Annotated in this window: 12 protein-coding genes; all 12 read right to left on the reverse strand. The window is 44.0% G+C overall.

The window, feature by feature from the left end:
* Window positions 1–187: 187 nt before the first annotated feature.
* The gene (locus D6853_RS08900; protein ID WP_120657655.1) at window positions 188–940 is read right to left on the reverse strand and encodes an ABC transporter ATP-binding protein; all 753 of its coding nucleotides are present in this window, start codon (window positions 938–940) and stop codon (window positions 188–190) included.
* A 1-nt stretch (window position 941) separates the two neighbouring features.
* Window positions 942–1,742 carry an ABC transporter ATP-binding protein gene (locus D6853_RS08905; protein WP_120657656.1) on the reverse strand — a complete coding sequence of 267 codons (801 nt, stop codon included), beginning with the start codon at window positions 1,740–1,742 and terminating at the stop codon, window positions 942–944.
* On the reverse strand, window positions 1,733–2,554 hold the full coding sequence (locus D6853_RS08910) for an ABC transporter permease (RefSeq protein ID WP_120657657.1): 822 nt from the start codon (window positions 2,552–2,554) through the stop codon (window positions 1,733–1,735). Before D6853_RS08910 ends, D6853_RS08905 begins: the two co-directional genes overlap by 10 nt.
* Entirely contained in the window at window positions 2,551–3,495 is a 945-nt protein-coding gene (locus D6853_RS08915) for an ABC transporter permease (protein WP_120657658.1), read from the reverse strand. Before D6853_RS08915 ends, D6853_RS08910 begins: the two co-directional genes overlap by 4 nt.
* A gap of 70 nt (window positions 3,496–3,565) precedes the next feature.
* Window positions 3,566–5,146 (reverse strand): ABC transporter substrate-binding protein, encoded by a 1,581-nt coding sequence (locus D6853_RS08920; RefSeq protein ID WP_120657659.1) that lies wholly within the window; start codon window positions 5,144–5,146, stop codon window positions 3,566–3,568.
* 95 nt (window positions 5,147–5,241) lie between these two features.
* Entirely contained in the window at window positions 5,242–5,754 is a 513-nt protein-coding gene (nrdR, locus tag D6853_RS08925; protein ID WP_092249718.1) for a transcriptional regulator NrdR, read from the reverse strand.
* Between the two features lie 249 nt (window positions 5,755–6,003).
* Window positions 6,004–7,242, reverse strand: coding sequence for a cell division protein FtsZ (gene ftsZ / locus D6853_RS08930; RefSeq protein ID WP_120657660.1), 1,239 nt, complete (start codon window positions 7,240–7,242; stop codon window positions 6,004–6,006).
* A 110-nt stretch (window positions 7,243–7,352) separates the two neighbouring features.
* Window positions 7,353–8,168, reverse strand: coding sequence for a cell division protein FtsQ/DivIB (locus tag D6853_RS08935; protein ID WP_120657661.1), 816 nt, complete (start codon window positions 8,166–8,168; stop codon window positions 7,353–7,355).
* A 3-nt stretch (window positions 8,169–8,171) separates the two neighbouring features.
* Entirely contained in the window at window positions 8,172–9,317 is a 1,146-nt protein-coding gene (locus D6853_RS08940; RefSeq protein WP_243108322.1) for an FtsW/RodA/SpoVE family cell cycle protein, read from the reverse strand.
* Between the two features lie 22 nt (window positions 9,318–9,339).
* A complete protein-coding gene (gene murD / locus D6853_RS08945; RefSeq protein ID WP_120657663.1) occupies window positions 9,340–10,710 on the reverse strand; it encodes a UDP-N-acetylmuramoyl-L-alanine--D-glutamate ligase in 1,371 nt (456 codons plus the stop codon).
* A gap of 15 nt (window positions 10,711–10,725) precedes the next feature.
* Window positions 10,726–11,691 (reverse strand): phospho-N-acetylmuramoyl-pentapeptide-transferase, encoded by a 966-nt coding sequence (gene mraY, locus D6853_RS08950; protein WP_120657664.1) that lies wholly within the window; start codon window positions 11,689–11,691, stop codon window positions 10,726–10,728.
* 25 nt (window positions 11,692–11,716) lie between these two features.
* Entirely contained in the window at window positions 11,717–14,023 is a 2,307-nt protein-coding gene (locus tag D6853_RS08955) for a peptidoglycan D,D-transpeptidase FtsI family protein (RefSeq protein WP_120657665.1), read from the reverse strand.
* Between the last annotated feature and the right edge of the window lie 8 nt (window positions 14,024–14,031).

Raw genomic sequence — 14,031 nt, forward strand, 5'->3', positions numbered from 1 at the left:
CTGAGATGTGCAGTTCTTGTACGCATGGCTGATTTGCTCAATGAAAAAACAGGAAAATGTCGATTTCAATGAGTAACACGAAATGAGACATTTTCCTGTTTTTGAATTATAAGCAAATCGCTATGCGGCGAAAACAAGCATCTCAGGATATAATACCGTAAATTCGGAAGAAAATAGGATGTCGCCTTTACTTCCTGATTCCCGCGGCCTTAAGCAGCTCTTTTGTGTACTCTGCCTGAGGATTACGATACACGTCCTTCGTTTCGCCGTATTCTACCACTTTTCCATTCTTCATGATCATCACACAGTCGCTTATCTGGTACACTACGCGAAGGTCGTGTGAGATAAATATGATGGAAATGCCAAGTCTCTTGTGTAGCGAACGTAGAAGCTCCATGATCTGCGCCTGTATCGTAACGTCCAAAGCCGATACCGGCTCGTCCGCGATAAGGAGCTTGGGCTCTCTCATAAGCGCGATTCCGATGCAGACTCTCTGCCTCTGTCCGCCCGATAACTGCGAAGGATATCTTTCAAGCATCTCAAGCGGAAGCTCGATCTCCTTCATGATCTCTTTTACCTTGGCAAGGCGCTCTTCCTTGGTCCACTTCCTCGTCTTGTCGACTTTAAGAGGCTCCTCCAAAAGCCAGCCTACTTTTTTGGCCGGATTAAGAGAATTGTACGGATCCTGAAAAACCATCTGCGGGCCTTCATATTTCTGCCACAGCTCGCCCGTGTAGTCCTTGTTTATGCCTACAATGGCGCGCGCAAGCGTAGACTTACCGCAGCCCGATTCTCCCGCGATAGCAAGAACCGTACCCTCTCCCATCTCAAAAGAGACATCGTGAAGAATCTGCACCTTTTTATTGCCCGAAAAGAGCTTTCTTTTTCTGTTTTTGTAAAAGACATTTAGGTCTTTTGCTCTAAGTACCGTTTCGCCCATATTACTCTCCGATATCAATCTTAGGGATGGCAGCGATCAACTTCTTGGTATAAATATCCGTCGGATTTGAAAAGACTCTTGAAGTCTTTCCGCTCTCTACGATATTGCCCTTCTGCATGACTATAACCCTCTCGCACAGCTGGCTTACAAGGCTAAGGTCATGTGATATGAATATGATAGAGGTTCCCCTCTCTTTGTTAATCTTTTTAAGGAGCTCGACGATCTGCGCCTGAACCGTGACATCAAGCGCCGTTGTGGGCTCATCCGCAATAAGGATCTTGGGATTACCGATCATGGCCGCCGCGATCATGACTCTCTGTCTCATACCGCCGGAAAGCTCATGCGGATGCATGTAGTAGATGTTCTCGGCATCATTTAGTCCAACCGCCTTAAGCATCTCTATCGCTCTTTTCTTACGCTCTTTTTTATCGATATCGGGATGATGGATAAAAAGAGATTCCTCAACCTGCCAGCCGATTCTTTTAACCGGATTAAGGCTCGTCATGGGCTCCTGGAAGATCATAGAGATCTCATCGCCCTGATAAGAACGGAGCGTCGCTCTGTCGCAGGTAAGAAGATCATCGCCGTTAAACATGATCCTTCCTGTCTTTTTAAGAGCATGTCTGTTAAGAAGCCCCGCTATCGCAAGAGCACTCATACTCTTTCCGGAACCGGACTCTCCGACAATACCGACGATCTCGCCCTCTTCAAGCATAAGGTCAAAATCCTCAACGACCGTCTCAGGCTCGTCGTGATCGTGGAATTCAATATGAAGATCAGTTACATCAAGTATTATTCCCATCTTCTGAGCCCCTCTCCCAAGAATGAAAAACCAAGCACCATAAGCACAATAACAACACCGGGACATAGACAATAGCTCGGCGTTGTAAACATGTACTGCTGTGCATCCGACAACATCTTTCCAAGGCTTGCGTAAGGAGGCTGCGAACCTACACCGAGATAGCTAAGTCCCGCTTCCGCAAGCACTGCATTGTTAAAACCGATAAGTATAGAAGAAGCCATAACTCCCTTGATATTTGGAAGTATGTGCACAAATATCATCCTGACATCAGATACGCCCTGAAGCTTGGCGCTCGCAACATAGTCCATGTTCCTGCACCTAAGCACTTCGCCCCTTACGATCCTGGCAAAGCTTGGAATAAACGCTATTCCAAGTGACATAAGAAGCTGAACCCATCCCGTTCCGAAAACACTGACAATTACAAGTGCAAGAAGGATGCTGGGGAATGCAAAAAGAGCATCGATAACTCTCATGATAACTTCGTCAAACACGCCGCCGAAATACCCTGTAAGCGCGCCGATCGCAGTACCAAGCACCGCACCGATCGTAACGGTTCCGATCGCTATAAGGAGCGTTACCCTGCTTCCGTACATAACCCTGCTGAACACGTCACGTCCCATGTTGTCGGTACCCATGATATGTTTAAAAGAGATTCCCTGAAGCTTTTCGGACGCACTCATCTTGGTCGGTTCGTAAGGCATCCAAAACAGACCGACAATTATCATCAAAAGGATAATTCCGGTTATTATAAGCCCAAACAACATATATGGGTCTTTTTTTATCTTTTTAAAAGTCCTTTTTAAGTTCTTCATTCTTCAATGCCTATTCTCGGATCGATTATTCTGTAAATGATATCAACCAAAAGATTGGTCACGATAACCACGATCGCAATGCCCATGATTATCGCTTCAACAACCGGATAGTCTCTGTTGCTGATACTTGTTAGAAGTATCCTGCTTATTCCTGGTATGCTGAAAACCTGCTCAATTACGATACTTCCCGCGATCATGTCCGCAAGCACCATTCCAAGGAAGGTGATTACAGGAATAAGCGCATTCTTTAAAACGTGCCTGTACAGCACTCCGTTAGTATTGTTACCTCTGCTGTAGGCGGTTCTCGTATAATCTTTTGCCGCCTCATCTATAACGCTGCCCCTTAGCATCTTAACCGTCATTGCTATCTTGGGAAGCGCAACCGCAACGGCCGGAAAGATCAGATACCTGATAAATCCGCCGAAATCGTCCTTATATGAGATAAATCCCCCGGGAGTAAATAATCTGAGCACCATTCCAAACACAAAGCTTATGAGAATTCCGGAAAAGAAAGGCGGAATCGCCATAACTATCTGGTTGAACACCGTGATAACTCTGTCGAGAATACCACCCTCGTGCTTGGCTGTGATAATACCGAAGGGAATTGAGATCAAGATTGTAAGTAAAAAAGACATTACGGCCATCGTGAGCGTGATCGGAATCTTGCCAAGGATCATGCCGGATACGGGAACACTATAGTTGTAGCTCGTGCCCATATTACCGTGAAGAAAAGCCGTAAACCATCTGAAATATCTGATAAAAAAGGGATCGTTAAGACCCATTCTCTCTCTTGTCTGAGCGATAAGCTCGGGAGAAGCCTCCGTTCCGAGCATCCTAAGTGCCGGATCTCCCGGAATAATACTAAAAGCGAGGAATACGCATAGAGAAACCACCACTAAAGTAATTATCATGGAAATAATTTTTTTAATGATATATTTCATACGCGTATTCCCCGCATTCTTTTGTCTTCTTATGAATCCGACATTGCCCCGGATCCATTGTATGTCGTATTTACTGTGCAGGTCTGATCTTAGCTATATCCTGTACATAAAGGGGATAGAAAACATATCCCGTAAACTTCTTGTTGAGTGCCACAAACTCAGGAAGGTCCTGAATATATACGTTTGCAGCTTCTTTTGCAAGGATTTCCTCACATTCCTTGTAGTACTTGGTCTTCTCGGCATCATCCGATGTGGCCTGCGCGTTCGCATAAGCCTTATCAAACGCCTCGCTGCTGAAGTTGAACATGTTCTTACTTGCATCTGTCTCATATCTTGCAAGAAGAGCCGCAGCTGAAAGTGTTGATGCGTCAAAACCTACAACCGTTGACTCGTACTTTCTGTCATTGTAAACATCAGAGAGCCATGAGTTCCACTCGATCTCCTGGATATTGGCCGTTACGCCGATTGCCTTGAGTTCCTCGGAGATAACCTGAGCAGTGTCAACGTGCTGCTTGTAGTTGGAAGGAACAGTTATCGTAAACTCAAATCCGTTAGGATATCCTGCTTCTGTCAAAAGAGCTTTCGCCTTCTCCACATCCTGATTATAAACATCGTTAAGCTCAGGCATGAAGTACTTACCGAATGAAGGATACATCGCACTTCCGATCTCAACGCCCGCTCCGTCGGAAACAAAATCCATAATCTCCTTGGGATCGATCGCATAGCAAAGTGCCTGACGAACTCTCACATCATCAAAAGGCTTAACCTTATTGTTGAGGTAAAGAGCCTGTACAAGGTTCATTGTTCCCTCGTAGATCTCGAATTTATCGGAGAGCTGAGCTACCTGTGAGCTGGGAATTCTTGCGAACATATCGATTGATCCGCCCTCAAGATCCATAACAACCGCATCTGCGTTGGATTCGATCTTGAAAACTACGTCCTTGATATATGCCTTGTCTCCCCAGTAATCATCAAATGCTGTTACTGTAAAGTTCTCCTGTGGTGCGCTTGATACGTACTTGTAAGGGCCCGTTCCGATGATCTTGTTCTCGGGATGCTCGTTGGATGCGGGAATAATAGCAACCGTGAGCTGAGTAAGGAACTCGGAATTAGCTTCCTTAAGCACTATCTCTACGTGACTGTCATCAAGTATATTCACACTGTCTATGTTGGAAAAAGAAGAAACAAGCGGCTCACTTCCGTCAGCGCCTGCGTTACGGTCGATAGAATATTTGATATCCTCTACTGTAACAGCGGAGCCGTCGTGGAACTTGATTCCGTCTCTGAGTGTGAAAGTATATACCTTATTATCTTCCGATATTGTGTACTCACTGGCTACAGCAGGGTTAAGATTACCGTTCTCATCGGGTTTAACAAGTCCCTCGAATATGTTAAACAAAACCTCTTTGGTTCCTGCCCCCGTCGCATAATGAGGGTCAAAACTATCCAAATCCTGAGGTATACCAACGATAAGCTTAGAAAGATCATCCGCGTTTCCGGCCTGATTATCTGCCTGTGCAGCTTCAGTTTCCGGTTTCTTGGAATCTCCTGTCTTGTCACTTGAGCAGCCGCTCAATGCAACAGTCAGCGTTGTCAACACAACCATCAGAAGACGGCAGCCTACCTTTCTGCCAATACTTCTTTTAATCATGTTAAAAATCTTCCTCCTTATTGAATTATAGGCATTGGCAATGCCATTACTGATAAAATATAAAGCCTTGACAAGTCTCTGTCAAGGCTTCCAAGTCATTCTTTCTTAAGTAGCGGAGTGTTCTTATCTGTTGTATCTGTAATAGTTCCGTCAGCCTCTTTTCGAAGAACAGATTTAAGTTCGTCCATAAAGGTATTTACATCCTTAAATTCTCTGTATACGGAAGCAAATCTTACATATGCGACCGGATCTAAGTTCTTCATCTTGTCCATTACTATCTCACCGATAGCACGGCTTGGTATCTCTTTCTGCTCCATATTGAACACTTCGGTCTCTACAGAATCAACAAGCTTTGTGATCTGCTCAGCACTTACCGGTCTCTTGTGGCAAGCTCTGAATACACCGGCTTCGATCTTGGCTCTGTCGTAAGGCTCACGCACATCGCCCTTCTTTATAACAATAAGCGGAATAGTCTCCACTTTCTCATATGTCGTAAATCTCTTCCCGCAGGAATCGCATACACGTCTTCTTCTGATCGATGTATTCTCATCCGCAGGTCTTGAATCGATTACTCTTGTATCATCTTTTCCGCAGAATGGGCATTTCATACCAAATCCTCCATCTCAACAAAATGACATTTGATGTGCACTGCGGTATTGCGAAAATAAGCCACAATATATTGCCGCAAATACACGCATTTCTACCAGTTATTGTATCATTATTTTGCATAAAAAAAAAGAGGTTCTGCTCTCGCATTCGCTTGCCAGAACTAAGTAGTACACCACGACTCGATAAAACCGAGTCTGGTGATTACTTAAAAAAATACCCTCCGCTTTAGCGGAGGGCGTATTGTCTAATTATTTTCTCTGTAAGAAATCAGGAATCTTGAGAGACTTAGGCTCTACTGTGCTCTTGATCTCACTGGGACGGCTGATTCCAAGTGTAGGTCTGGGACCTGCCGCAGCTGCTGCAGAAGCATCAGCTGATGAAACACCGATAGGTGAGATTGTAGGCTGAATAGGTGTTACAGGTGTAACGGGAGCCACAGGAGCATGTGCTGCAACAGCCTGAGGCTGAGGAGCTACCGTAGCTGCAACAGGTGAAGCTGTCGCTGAAGCAACGGGCTTCACAGGTGTATTGATCTGCTTGTCGTCAATACCTGTAGCAATAACAGTAATCGTACATGATTCCTGCTGATTCTCATCATACATAGCACCGAAGATGATGTTAACATCATTTCCTGCAAGCTGGCGAACATACTCGGAAGCATCTGATGCATCCTGAAGAGTGATGTCACCGGAAATATTGATAATAACACTGGAAGCGCCATTAATCTTGGTCTCAAGAAGAGGAGACTCAACAGCCATCTTAACGGCCTCGGAAGCCTTCTCATCACCCTTACCTGAACCGATACCGATATGAGCAATGCCCTTATCCTTCATAACTGTCTGAACATCGGCGAAGTCAAGGTTGATAACAGCGGGAACATTGATAAGATCAGTAATTCCCTGTACAGCCTGCTGAAGAACCTCATCGGCCTTCTTAAGTGCGTCAGGCATTGTTGTACGTCTGTCAACTATCTGAAGAAGCTTATCGTTAGGGATAACGATAAGTGTATCTACATTCGATTTGATATTCTGTATGCCGAGCATAGCATTCTGCATACGAACACGAGCCTCAAAACTGAAGGGCTTGGTTACAACGCCTACAGTCAGAATACCCATATCCTTTGCAAGCTTAGCTACAACGGGAGCAGCTCCTGTACCGGTTCCGCCACCCATACCACAGGTAACGAACACCATGTCCGCGCCCTTAAGAGCAGCCGAAATCTCCTCGGAACTCTCCTCAGCAGCCTTCTGACCGATCTCAGGCTTAGCACCTGCGCCAAGTCCCTTGGTCAGCTTCTCACCGATCTGCAAAAGCTTGGGTGCCTTACAGAGCTGGAGAGCCTGCTTATCTGTATTTATACCGATGAATTCCACACCGTTTATATTCTCATCTACCATTCTATTAACAGCGTTATTACCTGCGCCACCGACCCCGACAACGATGATCTTGCAGGCAGATTCCGCATCATTTGACTTTATCTCGAGCAAAACGACTCCTCCTTCACGACCTATAAACTCCTGTTATCAATGATACGATTTTTTAAACCAATTATCAACCCGTTTTTTTGTTCGATAATTAATCCAAAAAAACAAAAATATCATTGTTTTTTCTCTTTAAAAGAGATGTTTTTTGTATCTTCATCATAGTCTTTCATCTCGATAATTCCTGACTTTCCTTCGAGTTCGGGCTTAGGAAGAATATTTTTTAGCTGAATAATTTTCTCGTCGATATAATCCTTGGTTCCTATGCTGACTTCAATGCCTCCGAAGTACAGGTATACGTTGTATTCGCTGTCAAAAAAAATCTTGTCCGCGTTAAGCTCATATTTTTCAAGAAGCTGAGTTATGTCCAAAATTTCTTCAAAAATTTCTCCATTTTCAACAGGGAGCTTTTCATGAATTATAACGCTGTCGAAGGAAAGGCCCATAACCTGCGGGACATCGTCCGACGGTTCAAAAGAACTTTCGACCACTATTCCGTCTCTGTCAAAATACATGTAATGGCCAAGATAAGCAATGTAGCCGGCAACAGCCTTCTCATAGACATTGATCTTGACGGAATCGGGTGAGATTATGTCCACATCCATCTTTTCTATGAACGGAATGTCTCTGATACTCTTGTTTCTGTACTTAAAAGACAGATACATCGAATTCTTACAGAACTTGTCCGTCATTACCATTTCGACGATCTCTTCATCGGTGTAGTGCTTATTTCCGTTAACATAGACATTGGTTATTGTATAGTTGTCCGCGATATATTTAATAACGCCGACTATTATCACAAAAACAGCAAGAATGATCAGTGCAATAATATAAAGACTCCTGTTATTTCTGATGGAGTCTTTTATATGCCACCCGTTATGAAACACATGTCTCCTTACAGAGGATGCTCTTTTTCTGCGTCTTCTTGCCATTATTTATCTTCCTATATTTCTTGCAACATTAAGGGCCAGCCCGACCTCAGCGAGCTGAATAATAACTGCAGATCCACCATAGCTTATGAACGGAAGTGTTATTCCGGTGTTGGGAATTGTATTGGTAACAACCGCTATGTTAAGAATAACCTGAATGGAAATATGTCCCATAACGCCGATAACAAGAAGTGCTCCCAGCATATCAGGTGAATTGTTTGCAATGATCATGAGTCTCCAGATAAGAAGAAGGAACATAAGCATAACAGCGATTGCTCCGAAAAGTCCGAGCTCCTCACAGATAACAGAGAATATCATATCGTTCTGAGCCTCGGGAATAAATCCCATCTTCTGCATACTCTCTCCGAGTCCCTTACCAAATATTCCTCCGGAACCTATGGCATAAAGAGCCTGCAATGTCTGGAATCCTTTTCCGCTGGCATGTGCATTGGGATCTATCCACGCAAGAACTCGCTCAAATCTGTAGTTCATTCCGCTTGAATGATCTGCATTAACTATAATGATAACCGCTACCGCTACGACTGCGACAAGCGAAAGAGCGGCTATAATATATTTTTTATATCCCGGAGTAGAGATAAACAGCATAACGACCGTGATTCCCATGATAATGATCGCGGAACTCAGGTTTTTTGTGATTCCGTACACCAGCAAGGAATAAAGTGTCGGAAAAGCAAGCGCCGTCAAATATCCTCTGGGAGTCAAAAGATTTTTCCTAAGCTTGATGATAAGCACCGCAGAAAAAACAATAACGGCGAATTTCGCGACCTCCGCGGGCTGAACCGACATACCCATGATGAAGATCCAACGCTTCGCACCGTTGATCCTTTTTCCGAAAGGAATAACGAGCAATATCAGCACGGCAGCGGCCACATATATCGGAAAAGCAAATTTGGCGATAAATCTGTACGGTATGTAAGAAACAATAAGCATCGCCGCAAGTCCGATAACCGTAGAAACAAGCTGATGTCTGAAATAGTATGAGGAATCGCCGAGATCGAGGTTAGCCTCGTAAGAACTTGTGGAATACACCATTACAAGTCCGAACGCCAAAAGAAACAGTATGATGAATATCAAACTGTAATCAATGTATGACTCTTCTTTTGGTTTTCTAAGTGCTCTGATCCTGTTCAAAACAACCCCTCGCCACAAAATATTATAATTTGCAAACGTATTCTTTGAATCTTTTACCCCTGGTCTCATAATTGGGGAACATATCCCAGCTTGCGCATGCGGGTGAAAGAAGAACCGCATCGCCCTCATTTGCACTCTGAGTACAGAACTCAAGTGCCTCTTCAAAAGTATCCTTAAATACAAAATCATTAAAGCCGTGCTTCTTAGCGCACTCTGCTATCTTCTCTTTGGTCTGACCGATAAGAACAAGGAGTTTAACTTTATCTCCGAAATTCTCGATCCACTCATCGTATTCACTGCCCTTGTCATAGCCGCCACCTATAAGGATGGTAGGCTTACTCATAGCCTTGATTCCCTGAATTGCAGCATCCGGATTGGTTCCCTTGGAATCGTTGTAGTAATCAACGCCATTCTTTGTGGCAACAAACTCGATTCTGTGCTCAACAGCCTTGAAGTTTCTTATAACCTCTAGGATTGTGGACATAGGAACGCCCATGGCAAGAGACATTGCTATCGCAGCCATTACGTTCTCCACATTGCAAAGTCCGACAAGATTCATGTCGTGGATATTCATGACGCTTACGGCATTACCCGCTGTGCTCATGTATATCTCGTCTCCGTCAAGGAAAAGACCGTCCGCAAGCTTTTCTTTTGTTGAAAAGAATACCACCTTGGCGGGACATCTTTTTCCGAAATCTCTTGTATATTCATTATCATAATTAAGAACGCAGGTATCGTCCTTAGTCTGATTGTTGGTGATGTTCTCCTTCATCGCAGCATAGCATTCCATAGTATGATGCCTGTTGAGATGATCGGGTGTAACGTTTAATATAGCAGACACATTGGCATGGAAATTATCAACCGCTTCCAGCTGAAAAGAGCTGATCTCTCCGACCGTAACCGATGAATCATCCATAAGAAGTGAGCTCTCCGCATAGGATACGCCGATATTTCCCACAACGTATACATTTCCGAATTGAGCCTTCATTATATCACCGACAAGTGTCGTTGTTGTTGTCTTTCCGTTGGTTCCCGTTATCGCAACCACCTTGCCCTTTGCAAAATTATAGGCAAGCTCTATCTCGCTCCAGATAGGAATATTCTTTTCTTTAATACGAAGTACAGTAGGTGAATCAAGAGGAACCGCAGGGCTTGGAACCACCAAAACCAGCTCATCAAGAACCTCATCGCTTATCTCTCCTACGATCACGTCTGTCTTATCTCTGTCTTCCTCATGAAGCTTTAATTTAATGTCTTCCACTGTCAAAGACTTGTTTTCTTCAAGAACAATGGGCTTTGCTCCCACCTTGTTAAGCAGGCTCACCGATCCGACGCCCGAAAGTCCGGAACCAATGACCAATACGTTTTTGCCAATAATATCACTTGTTTTCATTACATCTACCTCTGATTACAGTCCAATATATGCAAGCAGGCACAAAAGAATTGTGACTGTTGTAAACACGTTAACGACCTTGGTCTCTGACCATCCGCCCTTTTCAAAATGGTGATGTATGGGTGCCATTCTGAATATACGCTTTCCGTTAGTAAGCTTAAAATATGATACCTGAAGCATTACGGAAATAACCTCAAACATATAGATGAATCCAACTATCGCTATGAAGATCGGCATCTGAAGAACATATGCTATTCCCGTCACAAAGCCTCCGATAGCAAGTGAGCCGGTATCGCCCATCATGACTTTTCCGGGATATACGTTATATACAAGGTAGCCCAAAAGAGCTCCAAGCATTACACAAGATACCACCTGTGCTCCGTCGCTTCCGTATGCTATAGCGGCAACTCCGAAAAATCCCGCAACTACGGCTGTCACCGATGCACATAAGCCGTCAACACCGTCCGTAAAATTGGTGCCGTTGGCTGTTCCGATCGCGATAAAGAACATAATAGGGATATTCCAGAATCCGAAATCAAGCATTTTATCGGTAAAAGGAACTCTCATTGCAAGCGAAAGATCCGTACAACTCTCAATATAAAAAGCAAATATCATAGAAACAACAAACTGGCCGAGGAACTTCTGCCAAGCTCGCAGTCCCAAATTGTCTTTTTTAACAACTTTGATGAAATCATCAAGAAATCCCAAAAATCCAAATCCAAATGTAAGAATGAGAACGGGTATAACTTCCTTATGAGTGGGTGCGTAAAAAAGCCCTACTACCAGAAGCGGAAGGAGAAAGATAATTCCTCCCATTGTAGGTGTTCCTGTCTTTTTCTGATGGGATGCAAGTCCCTCTTTTCTCTCAGTCTGTCCTGCCTTGAGCTTTCTAAGTTCATTTATGATAGTAGGTCCTGAAACTACAGCTATCAAAAATGATACGACCACAGGAATAAACGTTCTCAAAACATAACTACTCACGATAAAACCTCACAAAATATATAAATCACTCACTACTCTTTCCTTCGGAAGCCTCTGCTGTAGGTGCTCCCGTGAAATCAGGCAAATCATCCCCGCCCATTTCATTTCCGTTTTCGGGGTTTACAAGATTACCTGTGTTCGGGTCAATATAATACCCTGTTGTCTCGTCTACGTCAAATGACTCCCAAATATTGGTGTCGTCTTCTTTCTCTTCTTTCTTGTCTTTCTTCTGCTTTTCGGCATCTTCTTTCTTTTCGCCGGCTTTACCTTCTTCAGAAGTGCCTTCCGCCTTTTCACCTTCGGTATTTTCTCCGGTTGCTTCCTCGCCCTCCGCAGCTTCACCTTCCCCGGCCGGCTGTGTGGGAGTTACCATATTGGCGCGAATCTCATCAAGCTCTGCCTGCTCCTTCTCGTTTATCTCTTCAGTCATCTGATAATTTAGATAAGGAAGAGCCTCTGTAAGAACTCTCTTAACGATCCATGTTGCGTTCTTGGCATCATCCTGCAAAGCTACATTTGGTCTGTCCACAACAACATAGATAGCGATCTCCGGATGATCTGCAGGAGCATAGCCCATGAATGATACAACGTACTGTCTGTTTCCACGGGGAAGCGTCTGCGCTGTACCGGTCTTACCGCCGATCATATAACCTGCGGGTCTTGCGGTCTTACCTGTACCCTCGTCACCCGCTACAACTTTATTGCAATACTGAATGATCTTTTCGGAAGTACTCGGAGAAATAGTCTGCCTGAGCACTCTGGGTTCTATATTTTTAATAGTAGATCCGCTGCTTGAAACAATCTTTTTTACCATATGAGGCTCGTAGTAGTAACCACCGTTGATAAGCGAAGAAAAAGCAGTGATCATCTCGATCATGTCACAGTCAAAGTTCTGTCCGAAAGCATTGGTCGCAAGATCCGTCGGTGTCATCTCTTCAGGCTTTTTGACAATATTTTCCGTTCTTGCTTCTCCGGCAAGATCTATATTGGTCTTAAGGCCAAAACCAAATTGTTTTTGGAACTTGGTGAACTTTTCTTTTCCGATTGCCTGCGCCTCATGCATAAGCGCTACGTTACATGAAATCTCAATCGCGCGTTCAACTGAAACATCGCCGTCACCGTATGTATTATGGCAGTGGATCTTCCAATCACCGATCTCCAACGAGCCGTTACAGTTATAGTGTTCATTACCTGTAATAGCCCCGGTTTCAAGTCCTGTAGCTGTTGTAAAAGGCTTGGATACCGATCCCGGCTCATATGTATCACTGATGCAGTAGTTTTTCCAAAGAGCATTGAGCTGCCTGTAAGTCTCTTCGTCGGAAAAACCGTCAAGCATCTCTTGAGTGATATATACACCGGAATCAAAATCCGATTCGCCCGGTACGAGCTTTCCTTTTGCATCCACCATGGGCATTCCGATAAGTTTGGAGGTATCTCTCGGATTATTGGGATCATAATTGGGATAACTCGCCATTGCAAGTATATCACCGTTATTAACGTTCATCATGATGCAACCGATATTGTTGGCGCCATTGCCCTGACGAGCGTTATTTGCATGTTCATCATTGTACTGCTTAATGTATTTCTCAACGATAGTCTGAAGATTACCGTCGATCGTTGTTACAATGCTGTCTCCGTCAGTAGCCGGAATCGTTGTTCTCTCAAGAGTGGAATCATCATCAAGATATCCGTACTCTCTTCCCAAGGTTCCGCTGAGCGTGTCATTATAATACTCCTCAAGTCCGTAAGTTCCGATATTGTCACCTGTTGTAAAACCGATAACATCGCACGCAAGAGTTCCGTTTGGATACTTTCTTATATAATTGTCCTCGAACCATATACCCTGGATATTCTCGTCATAGGTATCGGTTCCCGGTGTCATAAGATCCTGAAAAGGAGCGACCTGATCATACTCAAGCTTTTTGGCCAATGTATAATACTGAGAAGTCGGGTGCTCACTCAAGTAATTCCTGATCTCACCTCCGTCAAGCTTAAAGTACTTAACAAGCGCATTGACCGTAGGATCCACATACTTATCACTTCTGAGAAGGAGCTTGGCGTCAAGGATAACATTGTATACCTTCTCACTGTAAGCAAGAACAGTACCGTTGGAGTCCTTGATCTCTCCTCTTCTGAAAGGAATGGTAACAGAGTCATATTGCTGCTGTGAAAGCACCTGTTTCTCATATTCCTCACCGTTGTTCTTGGTGATCAGAATGAGTCTGACTCCTAACCCAACGAAAGCCAGTAGCACAATTACAAATAGCACTACCAGCTTTTTCTTCATTCCTATAGTAAATTTCTGTTGTTTTACACGGGCATTCTGTTTCATTTTAAAAA

This window comes from Butyrivibrio sp. X503, assembly GCF_003625475.1.
In the GTDB taxonomy this organism is placed as follows: Bacteria; Bacillota; Clostridia; order Lachnospirales; family Lachnospiraceae; genus Butyrivibrio.